The sequence below is a fragment of the Mesorhizobium sp. WSM4836 genome, from assembly GCF_055811815.1.
In genome coordinates this window covers 69484-87483 of record NZ_JBVVQF010000025.1, presented here as the reverse complement: position 1 = coordinate 87483, position 18000 = coordinate 69484, and the positions used below count along the sequence as shown (strand labels likewise).

At 61.8% G+C, this 18000-nt stretch carries 14 protein-coding genes; 10 read left to right on the top strand and 4 right to left on the bottom strand.

Annotated features, from left to right (window positions below; translation table 11 throughout):
• Positions 1–3: 3 nt before the first annotated feature.
• Positions 4–456: a nucleoside deaminase gene (locus tag AC0L2P_RS25695; RefSeq protein WP_473505212.1), complete on the bottom strand. Its 453-nt coding sequence runs from the start codon at positions 454–456 to the stop codon at positions 4–6.
• A 76-nt stretch (positions 457–532) separates the two neighbouring features.
• Here AC0L2P_RS25695 and AC0L2P_RS25690 point away from each other — a divergent pair, with 76 nt between their 5' ends.
• From AC0L2P_RS25690 to AC0L2P_RS25670, 5 genes are all read left to right on the top strand, one after another.
• The gene (locus AC0L2P_RS25690; RefSeq protein WP_473505210.1) at positions 533–2338 is read left to right on the top strand and encodes a pseudouridine synthase; all 1806 of its coding nucleotides are present in this window, start codon (positions 533–535) and stop codon (positions 2336–2338) included.
• Positions 2319–2873 (top strand): 16S rRNA (guanine(966)-N(2))-methyltransferase RsmD, encoded by a 555-nt coding sequence (gene rsmD / locus AC0L2P_RS25685; protein ID WP_473505208.1) that lies wholly within the window; start codon positions 2319–2321, stop codon positions 2871–2873. The genes AC0L2P_RS25690 and rsmD overlap by 20 nt, the downstream gene beginning before the upstream one ends.
• Before the next feature lie 132 nt (positions 2874–3005).
• Positions 3006–4358, top strand: coding sequence for a M16 family metallopeptidase (locus tag AC0L2P_RS25680; RefSeq protein ID WP_473505206.1), 1353 nt, complete (start codon positions 3006–3008; stop codon positions 4356–4358).
• Between the two features lie 322 nt (positions 4359–4680).
• Positions 4681–5931: a M16 family metallopeptidase gene (locus AC0L2P_RS25675; RefSeq protein ID WP_473505204.1), complete on the top strand. Its 1251-nt coding sequence runs from the start codon at positions 4681–4683 to the stop codon at positions 5929–5931.
• Positions 5928–6797: a patatin-like phospholipase family protein gene (locus tag AC0L2P_RS25670; RefSeq protein ID WP_352453459.1), complete on the top strand. Its 870-nt coding sequence runs from the start codon at positions 5928–5930 to the stop codon at positions 6795–6797. The genes AC0L2P_RS25675 and AC0L2P_RS25670 overlap by 4 nt, the downstream gene beginning before the upstream one ends.
• A 68-nt stretch (positions 6798–6865) precedes the next feature.
• Here AC0L2P_RS25670 and AC0L2P_RS25665 read toward each other — a convergent pair whose 3' ends face one another.
• Positions 6866–7762 carry an MBL fold metallo-hydrolase gene (locus tag AC0L2P_RS25665; protein ID WP_473505202.1) on the bottom strand — a complete coding sequence of 299 codons (897 nt, stop codon included), beginning with the start codon at positions 7760–7762 and terminating at the stop codon, positions 6866–6868.
• A 147-nt stretch (positions 7763–7909) separates the two neighbouring features.
• Here AC0L2P_RS25665 and AC0L2P_RS25660 point away from each other — a divergent pair, with 147 nt between their 5' ends.
• Positions 7910–8815, top strand: a complete 906-nt coding sequence (locus tag AC0L2P_RS25660; RefSeq protein WP_473505200.1) for a LysR family transcriptional regulator — start codon at positions 7910–7912, stop codon at positions 8813–8815.
• Positions 8816–9028: 213 nt separating this feature from the next.
• On the opposite strand, the gene AC0L2P_RS25655 is transcribed toward AC0L2P_RS25660, so the two are convergent.
• Positions 9029–9565 carry a dihydrofolate reductase family protein gene (locus tag AC0L2P_RS25655; protein WP_473505198.1) on the bottom strand — a complete coding sequence of 179 codons (537 nt, stop codon included), beginning with the start codon at positions 9563–9565 and terminating at the stop codon, positions 9029–9031.
• Between the two features lie 223 nt (positions 9566–9788).
• A complete protein-coding gene (locus AC0L2P_RS25650; protein WP_473505257.1) occupies positions 9789–11519 on the bottom strand; it encodes an adenylate/guanylate cyclase domain-containing protein in 1731 nt (576 codons plus the stop codon).
• A gap of 529 nt (positions 11520–12048) precedes the next feature.
• On the opposite strand from AC0L2P_RS25650, the gene AC0L2P_RS25645 reads away from it, so the two are divergent.
• The 4 genes from AC0L2P_RS25645 to AC0L2P_RS25630 all read left to right on the top strand — a co-directional run bounded on the left by AC0L2P_RS25645 (position 12049) and on the right by AC0L2P_RS25630 (position 17490).
• Positions 12049–12705, top strand: coding sequence for a hypothetical protein (locus tag AC0L2P_RS25645; RefSeq protein WP_473505196.1), 657 nt, complete (start codon positions 12049–12051; stop codon positions 12703–12705).
• Positions 12706–12944: 239 nt separating this feature from the next.
• Positions 12945–14885 carry an ATP-binding protein gene (locus AC0L2P_RS25640; protein WP_473505194.1) on the top strand — a complete coding sequence of 647 codons (1941 nt, stop codon included), beginning with the start codon at positions 12945–12947 and terminating at the stop codon, positions 14883–14885.
• 84 nt (positions 14886–14969) lie between these two features.
• Positions 14970–15278, top strand: coding sequence for a DEAD/DEAH box helicase family protein (locus tag AC0L2P_RS25635; RefSeq protein WP_473505192.1), 309 nt, complete (start codon positions 14970–14972; stop codon positions 15276–15278).
• 22 nt (positions 15279–15300) lie between these two features.
• Positions 15301–17490: a helicase C-terminal domain-containing protein gene (locus tag AC0L2P_RS25630; RefSeq protein WP_473505190.1), complete on the top strand. Its 2190-nt coding sequence runs from the start codon at positions 15301–15303 to the stop codon at positions 17488–17490.
• The last annotated feature ends 510 nt before the right edge of the window (positions 17491–18000 follow it).

Genomic DNA, 18000 nt, shown 5'->3' with positions numbered 1-18000 from the left:
AACTCAGGATCCGCGTCGCTCGCGAAAAAAGTCTTTCAGCAGCGCTGCTGCAGCGTTCTCGGCCATGCCCGGATAGATGTCGGGCGCATGGTGGCAGGTCGGTGACGTGAAGAAGCGAACGCCGTTGACCACTGCGCCGCCCTTCTCGTCGGCAGCGCCGAAATAGAGCCGGCGCAGCCTGGCGAAGGAGATGGCGCCGGCGCACATGGCGCACGGCTCCAGCGTCACATAGAGATCGTGGCCGCTGAGCCGCTCGCTGGAAAGCTTGCGGCAGGCCTCGCGGATCGCCAGCATCTCGGCATGGGCGGTGGGATCGGCAAACTCGCGCGTGCGGTTGCCGGCACTCGCAACGACCGTATCGCCGCCGACGACGACCGCGCCAACCGGCACCTCGCCACGCTGGGCGGCGGCTTCGGCTTCTTTCAGCGCCAGCCCCATGAAATCCTGCCGCTTCACGTGGTTTCCATTCCGATTATCTCCTCGCCACTAGAGCGCGATCCTGTTACTACCCGCGCAAACGAGCAAAGGCCACATGGACGACAAAAACAAGAAATTCCCGCGCAAAGCCGGCCCGAAGCCGGCAGGGCCGCGTGGTCGCGATGGCGCTTCCGACAAGGGCGGCAAGCCATCCTTCGGCGCGAAAAAACCCTACACTCCGCGCGGCGATCGGCCGGCGGCGGCCGAAGGCGAACGGCCGAAGCGCGACTTCAAGCCGAAGCTTGACTTCAAGGAAGGCGACCGGCCATTCAGCAAGGGACCAAGACCTGAAGGCAAGCCTTATGAGAAGCGCGAAGGTCCACGCAAGCCTTACGCACCGCGCGGGGACCGGCCGGCAGCCGCCGAAGGCGAGCGCGGCGAGAGGCGCTTCGACCGCCCCAAGCGTGACTTCGGCGATCGTCCCAAACGTGATCTTGGCGGCGATCGGCCCAATGGGGCACAAAGGGCACAGGCGGCATCGGAAGGCGGCTTCAAGCCGCGCCCGCGTCGCGTCGAGGCAACGGAAGAAGCCGGCGAACGCATTGCCAAGCGGCTGGCGCGTGCCGGCCTGGCCTCGCGCCGCGACGCCGAGGAACTGATTGCGGCCGGCCGCGTCAAGGTCAATGGCAAGGTGCTGTCCTCGCCGGCCTTCAATGTGATGCCCGGCGACATCATCCATCTCGACGGCATGGAGATCCCGCCGATCGAGCGCACCAGGCTGTTCCTGTTCCACAAGCCGGCCGGCGTGGTCACGACCAACCGGGATCCCGAAGGCCGCAAGACTGTCTTCGACGTGCTGCCGCCCGGGCTGCCGCGGCTGATGACCATCGGCCGGCTCGACATCAACACCGAAGGCTTGCTGCTGCTCACCAATGATGGCGGCCTGTCGCGCGTGCTCGAACTGCCGGCCACCGGCTGGCTGCGGCGCTACCGCGTGCGCGTCCATGGCAAGGTCGAGGAAAGCGCGCTCGCCGGCCTGCGCGAAGGCATTGCCGTGGACGGCGTCTTTTATGGCGCCATCGAAGCGACGCTCGACCGCGAGCAGGGTTCGAATGCCTGGCTGACGCTCGGCCTGCGCGAAGGCAAGAACCGCGAGGTCAGGAATATCCTGGGCGCGCTCGGTCTCGACGTGACGCGGCTGATCCGCATTTCCTACGGGCCGTTCCAGCTCGACGATTTGCCGGAAGGCCATGTGCTGGAGATCAAGGGTCGCGTGCTGCGCGACCAGCTCGGCGAGCGACTGGTCGAGGAATCAGGCGCCAATTTCGATGCCGATATCGCCAAGCCGTTTTCCAACAAACCGGTCAGGCGTGAGCGGGAGGAGGAGCCCGAGCGGCCGAAATTCACCCGCGATGGCGAACGCCGGCCGATCGGCGAGGGCGGCCTGATCAAGAACCGCAAGCGCCGAGAAGGCAGCCGCGACGAAGCGCTCGGCAAACTGTCGACAAGCCCCGACAGGAGCTTTGGGCCGAAAAAGAGCTTTGGCGAGCGTGGCCCCAGACCTGAACGCAGCGACTTTGGGGACAAACCCCGTGGCGACAAGCCTCGTGGCGGCTTCGGCGGCAAGAAGTCCGAACGCGAGCAGCGGCCGATCGAGCCGCCGGGCCAGCGTAAGGCCAATGTCTGGATGGCGCCGGGGGCACGGCCGATCGGCAAGGGCAGGGCGGAGGCAGACGCCGCGAAGGCGGCGGAAAACAAGCAGCGCAAGGCCTCGTTCAAGCCGTCTTACAGCAAGCCTGGCGGCAAGCCGCAAGGCGGCGGTGCAAAGCCGTTCGGCAAGCCGCGCGGCGAACGTCCGGATAGCGGTGGCGACCGGCCGCGCGGCGGCCCGAAAGGAAGCAATGCGGATCGTCGGCGGTGAGTTTCGCGGGCGTCCGCTGGCGACGCCCCGCACCTTTGCCATCCGCCCGACCACCGACCGCACGCGTGAGGCGGTCTTCAATGTGCTGGCGCATCGCTTTCCCGAAAGACTGGACGGCGCGCGCGTGCTCGACCTGTTCGCCGGCACCGGCGCGCTCGGCCTCGAAGCGCTGTCGCGCGGCGCCTCCTATGCCGTCTTCATCGAGGAATCCGCCGAAGGGCGCGGCCTGATCCGCACCAATGTCGAGGCTTTCGGCCTCACCGGCCGCACCAAGATATTCCGCCGCGACGCGACGGGCTTGGGCGAGGCCGGCACCATCGCCGCATTCGGCCTGGTCTTCGCCGATCCGCCCTATGGCAAAGGCCTTGGCGAACGCGCCTTGCGCGCGGCCAAGGCAGGCGGCTGGCTCGCCCCCGGCGCGCTCTGCGTTGTCGAGGAAGCGGCGGCGGCGCCGTTCGAGCCAGGGCCGGGCTTTTCGGTTCTCGACGAGCGCAACTATGGCGAGACGGTCATCCGGTTTATCGAGGCTGGGTGAGCGCGCCGGCGCTGGCGATTCCTCTCCCCGCGTTGCGAGGGCGAGGAACTGAGTGCCTTCAAAATGACGAACAATTCGCTTTGCCTCGACCAGCAACCCCGCCTATCGTTCCACCACAAACCGGAGCCATCTATGACATTTCAGGCTGAATGGCTGTGCGGAATACTGCTGACGCTAGCGCTGGCGACGACCCCCGCGCTTGCCGCTGACGACGGCGTCGTGACCAATTTCCTGCTCGACAACGGCATGGAGGTCGTCGTCATCCCCGATCACCGCGCTCCGATCGTCACTCATATGGTCTGGTACAAGATCGGCAGCGCCGACGAGCCGCCGGGCAAGTCCGGCATTGCCCATTTCTTCGAGCATTTGATGTTCAAGGCGACCAGCAACCATGCGGCCGGCGAGCTCGACCGTGCCGTCGCCGCCATCGGCGGTTCGGACAACGCCTTCACCTCCTACGACTACACTGCCTTTCATGAGACGGTGGTGCCGCAGGCGCTCGGTGAGATGATGGGCTTCGAGGCCGACCGCATGCGCAATCTCATTCTCACCGACGACGTCATCAAGACCGAGCGCGACGTCATCCTCGAGGAGCGCCGCTCGCGCATCGATAGCGATCCGCAGGCGGTGCTCGACGAGGAGATCGACGCCACGCTGTGGCAGAACCAGCCCTACCGCATTCCGGTCATCGGCTGGATGCAGGAGATGGAGAAGCTGAACCGGACCGACGCGATGGCCTTCTACAACAAATATTATACGCCCAATAACGCCGTGCTGGTGGTGGCCGGCGATATCGAGCCGGAAACGGTCAAGGCGCTGGCCGAAAAGACCTATGGCAAGGTCGCGCGCGGCCCGGATCTGCCGCCGCGCATCCGCCCGGTCGAGCCGGAGCAGAACACCAGGCGCACGGTGACGCTGACCGACGGCCACGTCAGCGTGCCGAGCCTTACCACGCAATGGGTGGTTCCGTCCTATCACACGGCAAAGCCCGGCGAAGCCGAAGCGCTCGACGTACTGTCCGAAATCCTCGGCGGCGGCAACCGCAGCCGGCTTTACCAGGAGCTTGTCGTCCGCCAAGGCATCGCCGCGGAAGCCGGCGCCTTCTTCCAGGGCACCATGCTCGACGACACCAATTTCACCATCTACGGCGCGCCGCGCGGCGACGCCAAGCTTGCCGACGTCGAAGCCGCGGTCGATGCCGAGATCGCCCGCATCGCCAAAGACGGCGTCACCAGCGACGAGCTGGAAAAATCCAAGGACCGTTTCGTCCGCTCGATGATCTTTGCGCGCGACAAGCAGGAGGACATGGCCAACATCTACGGCTCGACGCTCGCCACCGGCGGCAACGTCCAGGACGTTCAGCAATGGCCGGACCGCATCCGCAAGGTCACCGCCGACCAGGTCAAGGCGGTCGCCGCCCGCTATCTCAATCTCGACCACGCAACCACCGGTTATTTGCTGCCCGAAACCCAGGCTGGGAATTGATGTGATGAGCCAGCACGGTCCCGCTCTGCCTTCTCCCCTCGTGGGCTCCTCCCCTTCTCCCCTTGTGGGGTCCGAAGGACGGGGCGAGACACGTGGCTCGCCCCAGGGCGGTGGCCGAGCGAAGCTCGGTCGGATGAGGGGTGTTCCAGCTTGGCACCAACGGCACTCCGTCCAACACCCCTCAACCGTCTCGACGCTTCGCGCCGATCCACCTTCTCCCACAAGGGGAGAAGGGAAGCGCGCGCACGCCGGCCCGCTTCTGGCAACCCTCATCCTCTCCATCCTCTTCCTCGTCCTGCCGGCGCTTTCAGCCCGTGCCGCCATGAACATCCAGGAGGTGACCTCGCCCAAGGGCATCACCGCCTGGCTGGTGGAGGATTATTCGGTGCCGATCGTCGCCATCCGCTTCGTTTTCGATGGCGGCGCGACGCAGGATCCGGCCGGCAAGGAAGGGCTTGCCAATCTGATGAGCGGCCTGTTCGACGAAGGCGCCGGCGACCTCGACAGCGAGGCCTTCCAGATCAAGCTTGACGATGTCGGCGCCGAGATGAGCTTCGAGGCGCAGCGCGACGGCACCTATGGCTCGATGCGCATGCTGGCCGAGCAGCGCGACGGCGCCTTCGACCTGCTTCGCGTGGCGGTCAACCAGCCGCGCTTCGACCAGGCGCCGATCGACCGCATCCGCGCTCAGATCCTGTCCGGCATCATCGCCAACGAGCGCGATCCCGACACGCTCGCCCAACGCAAATGGCTGGACGCGATCTACGGCAGGCATCCCTACGCCCGGCCCGACCAGGGCACCAGGCAAAGCATCGCGACGATCACGCCGGCCGATCTAAGCGCCTTCCACAAGGGGAATTTCGCCCGCGACGGCCTGCATGTCGCGGTGGTCGGCGCCATCGACGCCGAGACGCTGAAGCAGAAGCTCGACCTGGTGTTCGGCAGCCTGCCGGCAAAGCAGGTGCTTACGCCCGTTCCCGACATCGAGCTGAAACTCGGCCAGCAGCTCGAGGTCGTTTACGACCAGCCGCAGGCCTCGCTGCAACTCGCCTATCCCGGCGTCAAGCGCAACGCGCCGGATTTCTTCGCCGCGGTGCTGATGAACGAGATCCTCGGCGGTGGCGCCTTCACCTCGCGGCTGTTCGACGAGGTGCGCGAGAAGCGCGGCTTGGCCTATAGCGTCAGCTCCGACCTCGTCGACCACCAGCATTCGCAGGCGCTGTCTATCACCACCTCGACCCGCGCCGACCGGGCGGCCGAGACGCTGGCCGTGGTGCGCGACGTGGTCAAGCGCATGGCCGAGCAGGGGCCGACCGAGGCTGAGCTTGAGGCGACCAAGAAATACATGATCGGCGCCTATGCCATCAACAATCTCGACTCCTCCAGCGCCATCGCTTCGACGCTGGTCGAACTGCAGCTCGACAAGCTCGGCATCGACTACATGCAGCGCCGTGCCGCGCTGATCAACGCGGTGACGCTGGACCAGGTCAAAGCGGTGGCGAAAAAGCTGCTCTCCGCCGAGCCGGCCGTCATGGTGGTCGGGCCGAAGCTCGGCGCGGCCAATAAGGGATGAGCCCTAGCTTCGGCATCGCCTTTGGCGGGGGCGGGGCGCGTGGGCTGGCGCATATCCATGTCATCGAGGTGCTGGACGAACTGGGCATAAGGCCGGCGGCGATCGCCGGCTCGTCGATCGGCGCCATCATGGGCGCCGGCATGGCCTCGGGCATGACCGGCAAGGACATCCACGACTATACGCGCTCGATCCTCGGCCGCCGCGCCGAAGTGGCGACGCGCATGTGGCGGGCGCGGCCAGGCACTTTTGCCGAAGCGTTGCAGGGCGGCCTGCGGGTCAGTCAGTTCAATGTCGAGCGCATCCTCAAGGCGTTCCTGCCCGACGCCATTCCCGAAACCTTCGCCGAACTCAAAATACCGCTGAAGGTGACGGCAACCGATTTCTATGGCCACCAGCTTGCGGTGTTCGACGAAGGCGAGCTGCATTCGGCGCTGGCCGCCTCGGCGGCGATCCCGGCGGTGTTCCGCCCGGTGATGCGCGACGGCAGGCTGCTGATCGACGGCGGCATCTACAATCCCGTGCCGTTCGACCTGATCGAGCTCGACGCCGACATCATCATCGCCGTCGACGTGGTCGGCGCGCCGACCGAGGCGGGCCGCAAATTCCCGACCTCCGTCGACCTGATGTTCGGCGCCACGCAGCTGATGATGCAGTCGATCATCGCCAGCAAGCTGAACCAGAGCCGGCCCGACATTCTGATCCGCCCGGCGGTGTCGAAATACCGGGTGCTCGATTTCATGAAGGTCGAGGCGCTGATGGCCGAGACGGTGGCGATCAAGGACGAGCTGAAGCGCGAGATCGAGAAGGCGGTGGAGGCGCGGGCCAAGGCCGAAGCCAGCAAGCGCACCAACCGCCTCGGCGGATGACAGCGCTCAAGCGTCAGGCCGCAGCGCCCGCTGGACCATGAGCGTATCCTTCGTAAGTGGCGCCCTTCTCAGCCCCACTTCATCTCGCCGGTGGCAACCTTGGAGCCGATGTCGAGCGCGACGCCCATGCCGAGGCCGGGGAAGCGGGCTTCCATGGCGCTCTTCAGCGCGGCAGCGTCCTTGGCCTTGGCCAGTTCTTCCTCGAAGGCGATGAGATAAGTTTTTGTGTGCTCGACGCCCGAAAGGTCCGTAGCGGCCTCAGGCGTCATGTGGCCGGGCACGACGATTGCCGGCTTGCGCGCCGCGATCTTTTCGAGATTGGCGATCCAGGCGGCGCGCTGTTCCCTGGTCGGCGTGTCTGCGGTCCAGACATGCACGCCGGCAAAGATCATCACCCCCCCGAACACCGCGTTCAGTGACGGCACGAAGAGATAGCGCCGGTTGGCGAGGCCTTCCGCGGCGACGATCTCGATGCTCTCGCCATCGACACTGAGCGTCTTGCCGTCGAAGGCTTCGGGGATGACGACGTCGGCCAGCGCCTGCGGGCCATTCTCCTTCAGCTGCGGCCCCCAGACGGCGAGCTTCTTTTCGACATTGCCGTTGATGGCGGCCACCGTCTCGGCTGCGGCGATCACCCGTGCCTGTGGGAACGCCTGCTTGATCGGCTTGAGGCCGAAATAATAGTCCGGGTCGGACTGGCTGATATAGATGGTGGTGAGCGTCTTGCCGCTCGCCTTGATCGCCTCGGCCACGGCCCGGCCGTCGGGGTAGGTGAAGCCGCCGTCGATCAGCACGGCTTCAGTGGCGCCGGAGACCAGCACCGGGGCGCGAAAGAAGCCGTTTTGCCCGGCGGGGAAATGCTTCCAGGAAAGCCCGCCGGCCGCATGGCCAAGCCCGGCGGGAGCAAAGACCGCGGCAGCGCCGGTGGCGAGGGTGGTTTTCATGATGGCTCTCCGTGTGAACATGGATGTCTCCTGGGAATGGTGAATTCGGCGGCGCGCAGCCTCGATGCCCGCAAGATGGCAAAAGCGGAATACGTATTGAAGGCCGACAAAATAGACGTAATGTATGCTTTTGCCTGACAATGAGGCTGCATCTGCCATGAGCGAAGCATGAACCTGAACCGGCTGGCCTATTTCGCTGCGGTGGTCGACGCCGGCTCGTTCACACGGGCTGCCGAGCGGCTCGGCATCACCAAGGCGGTGGTCAGCCAGCAGGTGGCGCGGCTGGAGCGCGATGTCGGAACGACGCTGCTGATCCGCACGACGCGGCGCGTCCATCCGACCGAAGCCGGCCGGACGTTCCACGTCCGCTGCCTCCAGGTCCTGCAGCAGGCAGAGGATGCCTTCGACGAGCTGGCGCAGGCGGCCGCCGAGCCGACCGGCACGCTGCGCATCGCCGCCTCCAACGACTACGGCACGTCGGCGGTGGTGCCGGTGGTCGCCGCCTTCAGCGCGCGCTATCCCGCCTGCCGGGTGGAGCTGACGCTGGGCGACGAGACGATCGACCTGGTTTCCGGCCACATCGACGTGGCGATCCGCGTCGGCTGGCTGGCCGATTCCAGCCTGCAGGCGCGGCGCATCGGCACCTTCCAACAATTCATGGTATGCGGCGCCGGCTTTGCAGGCCGGTTCACCGCCGGCGAACCGCAAGACTTTGCCGGGCTGCCCTTCGTCGCCAACATGGCGCTGCGCGAACCGCTGCTATGGCAATTTTCGCGCGGCGACAACGAGCAGCAGGCCGTGCACATGCAGGCAACGATTGCGATCGACGCAACGCCGGCAGTGCTGGCGGCCGTCCGCGCCGGCGCCGGCCTGTCGGTGCTGCCGGACTTTTTGGTGCGGGACGAGCTGGCCGCCGGGCGGCTGGTGCAGATCCTGCCCGAGTGGCGGCTGCCCTCCGGCGGCATCTACACAGTCTACCCCGCTGCCCGCTTCCGCCCGCCCAAGGTGACGAGGTTTGTCGAGATGCTGATTGCGGCCGTGCAGAAGTTGGAGTCAGGCGGGCAGGGGCGGTAGGAGGGCTGATGGCCAAAGCTGCGATCTCCCCCCAAGTGGGGGAGATGGCCGGCAGGCCAGAGGGGGGCGCTGTCCCGCCGACCTATCAGTCGGTTGCATAGCGTACGCGCGCAAGTTCCCAGTTCATCACAGATTGAAACAAAGGCCGGCGTTCCTTCGCGCCCCCCCTCTGCCCTGCCGGGCATCTCCCCCACGAGGGGGGAGATTGGCTCATCACGGCTTGCCAGCCGCATACTCCAGCGCCACCACGCCGTTGCCGAACTGCCTGGCAAATACCAGCTCGAGCGGCAATTGCGCGCCGGGCGGGAACAGCAGCTTGCCCTGGCCGACGGCGCCGGGATAGCTGAGCAGCCTGATGCGGTCGACCAGGCCGTGGCGCAGCAATTCCTGCGCGACGCTGAGGCTGCCATGCACATAGATGTTGCCGCCGCTGCCTTGCTTCAGCCCTCTGACCGCGTCCGGCAAGGCGCCCTGCAGCAGCTCGGCCGGCTGCCAGTCGAGCGCCGTCAAACTCGTCGAAGCGACATATTTCGGCAGCGCATTGAAGCGCTCGGCGAAATCTCCGGTTTCCTTGGGCCACGAGCCGGCAAAGATCTGATAGGTCGTGCGCCCCAAAAGCATGGCGCCGCTGTCGGCAAGCTCGTCGTCCTTGAACTTTTGCATTTCATCGTTCCAGGCGACGCTCGGCAGCTTCTCGACCTCGGCAATGCCATCGACGCTGATGAATTCGGTGACGATGAGTTTTCGCATGGCGGGTTCCTTTCTGCCGAGCGCGGGTCTTGTGCGAACTGCTCCGTCAACTAGCGCGGCGCTTTTTCAGGGGGAGGGTTTTTCCCGGTTCGCTCCCAAAGAGCGACGGCCGCCTCTGACCCTAAGCCGCCCGTCGGTCGGTCATGCCACAAGGCCCGCATCGGGTGGGGGCCGGTCTTTTTTGCCTGTCGCCGATTGGCTCTGGTTCGTAGTCACGGGCTGCCTACAAGTTGGCAATACCGGCTTTCAGCAGTCCTTCGCGGACGTGCTGCACGTCAGACTCCTGGGCATAGTGCAGGGTGGCGATAAATGAATCGAGGTCGAATGGGGGATCGAGCGTTCTGATCTTGCCTAGATGCGCCGCGGCCGCGATTTCGTCGCCCAGCCAGCCGTAGCAGGCAGCGGCGAAAGCGTGCTGAGCCGAGTCCATGGCCGACAGATGCATGAAAGCTTCGATCGCCTCGCCATACTGGCGCGCGGCGAAATGCGCCTTTCCCAGATGGCTCCAGAACCTCTCCGGGTGGTGCGGGTTCAACTGCATTGCCTTGCGGATCCACTCAATTCCCTCTTCCGGCCTCCCCAGCCACGTCAACAACTCGCCTTGCTGCACCACCACCAGGTCGTAATTGGGATTGAGGGCCAGCGCCCGCTCTTGATGGTAGCGCGCTGTGGTCAGCTCATTGTTGTTCACGTTCACGGCGGCGAGGATGCGATGGACATCGGCATCGTTGTTGTCCAGCGCCAGCGCCCTGTCCAGCGCTGCCATGATGTTGTTCCAGACGGCATCCCTGTCCTTGCACCAGTTATGGACCCAGGCCTGGCCAAGAATGCAGGCCCGCCAGGCATGGGCATGGGCATAATCGGGGTCGAGCGTGACGGCCCTTTCTATCAAGGTTTGCGCGCGTTCATTATCCGCACTCGTGCTTCGGTGATGCAGCACCTTGGCGGCAAGCACACATTCATAGGCGGCCATGTTTGCAGGTTTCGCCCGCGCGAGCTGGTCCCGCTGAGCCGCCTCGACACGACCGGGCAGCGTGGCTGCGATCGCCGCGGTCACCTCATCCTGTATAGCGAATATGTCGTCCAGCTTCCGGTCATATTTGTCTGCCCAGATATGAGCGTCATTTGCCGTGTCGATGAGCTGAACCGTCACGCGCACCCTGTCGCCGATCTTGCGGACGCTTCCCTCCACCAGGTATTGGACGTCGAGTTTCTCGGCCACCTCGCGCACATTCACGGCGCGGTTCTTGTAGACGAAGGCGGAATTGCGCGAGATGACGAACAGCTCATGGTGGCGGGACAGTTCGGTGATGATGTCCTCGGTCAGTCCGTCCGCGAAAAATTCCTGCTCGGGGTCGCCGCTCATGTTGCTGAAAGGCAGCACCACAATCGAAGGTTTCGAGATGGATCGCTTTGCCTCGACTTGTGGCAGGGCAGGACTGTCAAACCCAACGCGATAGAGGCGAACCGGGCGGCTGATGTTCTTTAACGTCTTCTCGCCTAGGTCCTCCATGGCAATTTCGAGACGGTCGGCAATTTGGGTCGCCACCGCTGCGGTCACGCAGATACCGCCGACGTCGGCGAGTTGCTCGATGCGCGAGGCAATATTGACGCCGTCGCCGAAAATGTCCTCATCGTCGAAGATGATGTCGCCGAGATTTATGCCGATCCTGAATTCGATACGCCGATCTTGTGGCACATCCGAATTGCGCCGTTTCATGCGCTGTTGGATTTCCACGGCGCATTTCACGGCATCCGTCACGCTCTGGAATTCAACGAGCATGCCGTCTCCGGTGGTCTTGATGATCCGGCCCTTGTTCTTGGCGATGGCGGGATCGACCAGTTCTATGCGATGGGTGCGAAGGCGTGCGAGCGTGCCGGATTCGTCGGCCTCCATTAGCCGACTGTAGCCCGCCATATCGGCAGCCAGAATTGCGGCTAGTCTCTGTTCCATCGCTGAACCAAAAACCAAGCCTATCCTTCCTGGGCCGCCAAATCCAGCAATTTGGGCTTGTGGCTGAATCAAGTGGTCCGCAGCAGCAAGAAAGGGCGCCTTCCGCCCTGGTGGCTGCGAACTCGATCGCGTCAAGCGCGGGAGACGCCCCGCGCGGCGTCAAGCTCGCCGACGCGACCTATTTTGGCAGCGCGTTGAACTGGTCGGCGAAGTCTCCGGTCTCCTTGGGTCACGAGCCGGCAAAGATCTCATAGGTCATGCGCCCCAAAAGTACGGCGCCGCTATCGGCAAGCTCGTCGTCCTTGAATTTCTGCATTTCATCGTTCCAGGCCACGCTCGGCAGCTTCTTTATGACCTGTTGCGGACCTCCCTGGACCCGTCATGCTATCCGGATAGCGGACGTTCGGGTGAACCAGCCAACCGACCCGAAGCGGTCATTTTTCGGCGACTTTAGAATTGCCGGACATTGCAGAGAAATTCGAATACAGCTTCGCTGCATGTAAAGCGCGGCGATTCGATAAGGGGCAATATGCAGAATAAGGAGAACCGCCGTCAAATTATGGAGCGCCTGGGGGAAGCTATCGATGATTTGGTAAGGGATCTCTATTCAGAAACGATATACGGCGTCAGTACTGTGCAAGAGGCGGAAATCACATCAAGGCTGTGTCAGAGATTGGAAGATCGATTAGATAATTCGCAGGCTGGCGACTACGTTTTTCGTGTCATAGCGCAGTCGTTACCCGATCGTGGTCCAAGGTCGATGGAGAAATTGTTCGGGGCCGACCTCTTTCTCTCCATTTCATTGGAGGGTCCGGGCGGTTTCGATAAAGGAATTTTTATCCAAGCGAAATATGATCGAAACATAGATCATAAAGAACTGAAGGATGCTTGCCGCCGCATGAGAGCGGTGGTCGGAGAAGAGGGAGTGTATGTCTGGGTCTACGAGCCAGATGGGGTCAAAGTTATCTCCTTGCACCAGGTCAGCCAGATGACACGGAATAGTCTTGATGATCTTACACCTCGCACAGTGAAAGGTTTTACTGGGCGTATTCTCGATTGTTATGCCGGAAGCAGGGCGTGGGGGATTCCAAACGTAGGTAACCGTCGTCAATTGGTCGCTGAAAAACTTCGGGAGGCTAGAGCCAGCAACATACTAGATGTCAAGCTGAAGAAGATAGGATCGTAATAGGTGCAAACGGACTCGGTGGTTAATTGATCTGCTTGCCAAAACGTGCCGCAAAGTAAAGGACGTCCACCTAGGACGCCAGGTGGCGAGGAGGCTTGGCTCAAGTCGGTTGGGGTGTCGACACCCACGTGCTCGATTCATGCGCGCCTAGCTCTGGGGAAGTCCAGAACGGACAAGCAACCGTTGGTAGACTAAGGCCAGCAAATAAATTAGTTAGCATGTTCGTTTGGGGGAGTGAAATGGCAGCCGACGGGGTTTTGTTCGATGAGCGGTTTCTCGATCGACATGCTGGCACGATTATTTCTGACACTGCTACTGCAATAGTCGAGTTGGTCGCAAATGCGTGGGACGCCTATGCGACGGACATCGACATCACTTGGCCAGATCGCCACAACGGAACGCTTTTCTCGATAACAGACAACGGAAAGGGAATGACCGGACCGATGTTCGAGAGGAGATGGCGGAAACTCGACTATAACCGAGTTTCTGAGGAAGGGAATGTCGTCGAACCACCGGAAGAAATATCTGCACACAGCGCACGTAGAGCCTATGGTCGGAACGGCCGAGGACGACACGCCGCCTTCCGGTTTTCCGATCCCTACACAGTCACAACCTGGTGCGGAGGCGTTGCACTGACCTACGAAGTCCGACGCGGTGTTGCGAGTCCCTTCGATATAGCTCTGATACACCGCGAAGAAAAGGTCGAGGGACATGGAACGACGATCACAGCTACAGGCTTCTTTGGAGGGATTGCGCTCACCGTCGACGAGATAAAAGAGGTCATCGGGACACGCTTTCTTGCAGATCCCAATTTCCGGGTCTCTGTTGATGGATCTTTAATTACGTTTGACGACCTCCCGAGCATCAAGCTGAAAGAGTTGGACGTTCTGGTCGAGCCTTATGGAATAGCCCATCTGATTATCGTAGACGCGATTAAGGCCGACAAGACCACATGGCATCATGGCATCGCATGGCGCGTGAACAACCGCCTGGTCGGAACGCCTAGCTGGATGGGGTTTGATCAGGACCGGCTGCTGGACGGTCGAAAAACCGAGGCGAAACGCTTCCAAATCATCGTGCAAGCAGACTTTCTCGAGGATCACGTGCTTGATGATTGGTCCGCGTTCCGTCCGACAAGTGACGCCTGGAGAGCGGCTCGATCTGCTGTTTACACTGCGGTGTTGAATTTCCTGTCAGCTTTCGATGCCGCAGCGCGCGAAGAGACCAAAGTAGCGATCAGGGAGAATTTTGCTCATACGATCGGAAAGTTGCCGCCAGTTGGTAGAGACCGCTGGGACGAGTTTGTCGATCAGGTAATAGATAAATGCCAAAGCATCTCGTCGGACGAAGTTCAGCAGGTTGCCGGGATACTCGCTAACCTAGAGCTTTCGACGAGCAAATACGCCCTCATCAGCAAGCTGAACGAGATGCCCCCCGGGGATCTCGACACACTGCACCTAATACTTGAGGACTGGACAGTTCGACTGGCCAAGGATGCACTGGATGAAATCCAAAGCGGACTAAAGCTGATCGAGGAACTCGACCGGAAGCTAAGTGACCCGTCAATGGACGAAGTCGGTGATCTCCAACCTCTTATAGAAAAATCGCTTTGGGTCTTCGGGCCCGAGTTCGAGTCGCTGGAGTTTACAAGTAACAGAGGGATGACCACAGTGATCCGCGATCTGTTCGGCTCGAACAAAAAAGGCAGCCTGCTTCGCCCGGATTTTGCAATGCTTACGGACGGATCAGTGGGACTTTATGGCCGAGACTCCTACGACGAACATCATGAGGTCAGTGGCGTCGGTCGTCTCGTGATTGCCGAGATAAAGAAGCCTAACGTGCCGATCGGCAGCGAGCAGAAGGAACAGCCTTGGCGTTACGTGAAAGAGCTAATCAAGAAGGGCTTTGTGACCCCAGCTACGAGGGTCGACTGTTTCGTTTTAGGAGCCAGGATCGATTCTAGTGAAACTGGAAAGCGCGAGGAGTGGGACGGCCGGGTGGTGATTCAGCCGTTGCTCTATAGCCAATTTGTGCGCCGTGCGGAGGCTAGAATGTTGGGTCTCCGAGAGAAACTCGTGGCTGCACCATTCCTGAGAGAACGTGGCTTCGATGCCGAAGCGTTTGTCGCTCCTAGAGAGCCTAAGCAAAAGAGTCTTTTCCCCGAGACCATTGTTGCGTGAACTAGCAATCCAGACTCACTCGATCTCGCCATTACAGAAGCAGCAAAACGAACAAATGATCAACGAACGGAGAGCCAGAGTTATATGGTAAATTTCCGCAAGCAGCTCGCTGGCAAGGCGGACATCAAGCCGGTCGATCCTATTGAAATATACGATACGTTAGACCGAGCGCACGACAAGGGCCCGCTACGCCCGTCGCAGGAGGCGGTGCTCCGGGAATGGAACTCACGCCAAGCCGACACCCGCGACGTCATCGTCAAGCTGCACACAGGTCAGGGCAAGACGCTGGTCGGTCTGCTGATGCTCCAGTCGCGGCTCAACGCAGGTAAAGGGCCGGTAGTCTACCCTTTGTCCCGATCACTTCCTGATCGCGCAGACCTGCGAGCAGGCTAGACAGTTCGGCATACGCACCTGCATGGCAGACGACGACCTGCCCGAAGCGTTTCTGAATTCGACCAGCATTCTTGTGACTTCTGTCCAAAAGTTGTTCAACGGCATGAGCAAGTTCGGCCTGAACCGAGCATCGATCGAGGTCGACACGGTCCTTATGGATGATGCTCACGCCTGTGCGGACCGAATCCGGGAGGCGTGCCGCATCCGCATCCCAAGCGATGAGCCCGTCTACGCTGCGCTGAAGACTCTGTTCGCGACCGACCTCGAGCAGCAGGGCGTGGGCAGCTTCGCGGACATCGAGAACGGCAAGCGCGAGTCGCTTCTGCCTGTGCCGTACTGGGCATGGATGGAGCGAGAGAGCGAAGTCGCTTCCATCTTATCGTCTCAGTCCGACCGCAAATCTGTGAAGTTTGCCTGGCCGCTCCTGCGCAACATTCTCGCGCATTGCCAATGCATTATCTCCGGCACCGGAGTCGAGATCGAACCGCACCTTCCCCCGCTTGAAGCCTTTGGTTCATACTCACGCGCGGTGCATCGGGTTTTTATGTCGGCGACTGTCACCGACGACGCTTTCCTCGTGAAGGGCCTGAGGCTCTCGCCAGAGACGATCACAACGCCCCTGACCTACGACCGTGAGACTTGGTCAGGCGAGAAGATGGTCGTCATCCCGTCGCTCATTAGCGAGGAACTTGACCGCGATCGTATTGTCAATGTCTACGGCAAGCCAAAGGCCGGCCGGAAGCGTGGGGTTGTCGCGCTCACCCCGAGCTTCGCGCGGAGTAAGGCTTGGGAAGACAACGGTTCTCTAGTCGCCGACCGCGAGACGATCGATGACGCAGTTAATGCGCTGAGGCGCGGCGAGTGCGAGAATACTGTTGTGCTGGTGAACCGCTATGATGGCGTCGACTTGCCTGACCATACCTGCCGCATTCTCGTTTTTGACTCCCGCCCCTATTCAGAGAGCCTTATCGACCTGTACGCTGAACATGTCCGTCCAAGGAGTGAGGCCACGCTGATGCGCACAGTTCGGACGGTCGAGCAGGGTATGGGCCGAAGCGTACGCGGCGAAAAGGACTACTCTGTAATCGTCGTGACCGGTTCTGACCTCGTGCGGCTTATACGCGAGAAAGCAACGCGCCGGTTCCTGTCACCGCAGGTCGACAAGCAGATCCAGATCGGGCTTCAGGTCGCCGAGATGGCGCGCCAAGAGGTCGTCGATGGCGAGGAACCCGCCAAAGCTTTCTCAACGCTCATCCAGCAGTGCCTCGGGCGTGATCCGGACTGGAAGGCCTACTATGCGGAGCAGATGGACGGGATTGTCCCGCGCGGTCCGAATGAGAGTGTGTTGAAACTTTATGCCGCCGAACTTGCAGCCGAGGAGGCTTTCGTCGCCGGAGACTACGCGAGCGCCTCCGAGCGGCTCCAACAACTCATGGATGACGGCCATGTCGAAAAGGATGACAAGGCATGGTACCTACAGGAGCGCGCGCGGTATCACCACCGCACGAACCGGACCGAATCCCAGAAGCTACAGGTCGCAGCACACAAGAAAAACCGGATGCTGCTAAAGCCGCCGACCGGAGTAACAGTCACCAAGTTAACCGTTGTTAGCCAGGGTCGGGCGGAGCGCATCGCGGCGTGGGTGAGTGCATTCGGAACCTATGCCGACATGGACGTAACAGTCTCTGATATCCTGGGGCGGCTGCGTTTCGGCGTAAAGGCTGAGGACTTCGAGCATGCACTCGATGAGCTCAGCCGGGCTCTAGGCTTCGCCGGAGAGCGCCCAGACAAGGAGTGGAAGGAAGGCCCTGACAATCTCTGGGCACTCGATGACACGCGCTATCTCATCATCGAATGCAAAAGCGAGGTCGACGTTACGCGCGCCGAAATTAACAAGCGTGAGGCTGAGCAGATGAATCGCTCCTCCGCTTGGTTCGACAAGCACTACAAGGGCATGCAGCCAACGCGCTTAATCATCCATCCTGCCAAGCGGATCGAGAGCGCCGCAGCGTTCACGCACTATGTAGAGGGTGTCACCGTCTCGGATTTGCGCAAACTCGAGAAGGCCTGCCGGGAGTTTTTCAAAGCCTTTGAGGGCCAGAACCTTGCCGACTTGTCGGCCCAGCACATCCAGAAAATGGTCGACGCACACCAGCTATCTGTTGACGATCTCCTGACGAACTATTCGCGGAAGCTCAAGGATGTGAAGTAGCAAAATATGCTCCACATAAGCCACTTTGTCCGAACGGTAGGGGTTTCGGGCCGCTCAATTTAGAAGAAGCAATGCCGACCAGTGAAACAAGGACGCGGTCTGGCCCTTGGTGACCGGCTCGGCATCGACGATCCTCATTCCTGGCAGCTTCCGACGCTGGCGCCGGAAACTACAGCGCGTCGCCCCGCGTCCGCTGACCTCACCATTCAGCACCCGCAGGCCCTAAGAGAAAGCTTTTCCCATCTGGGGAGGATCGATACACAAACCATAGGGTCCGACGTCCAGCCAACGCCGCCAAGCAGCCCGTCAGCCTCCGCGAGGTGGCGGCCATTACCGGCGTCAGCGTTGCCACAGCCTCTAAAGCGCTGAACGGGCAGGGGCAGCCGAGACGCGCGAGCGGATTCGCGAGACGGCGCGGCCCGCTGACCAACGACCCTATCGCCGCGCCTTCGGCGCGCATTTGTGACGGTCCCATGAAGCAATGCTTATGTCGATCCCAAACATCATCGT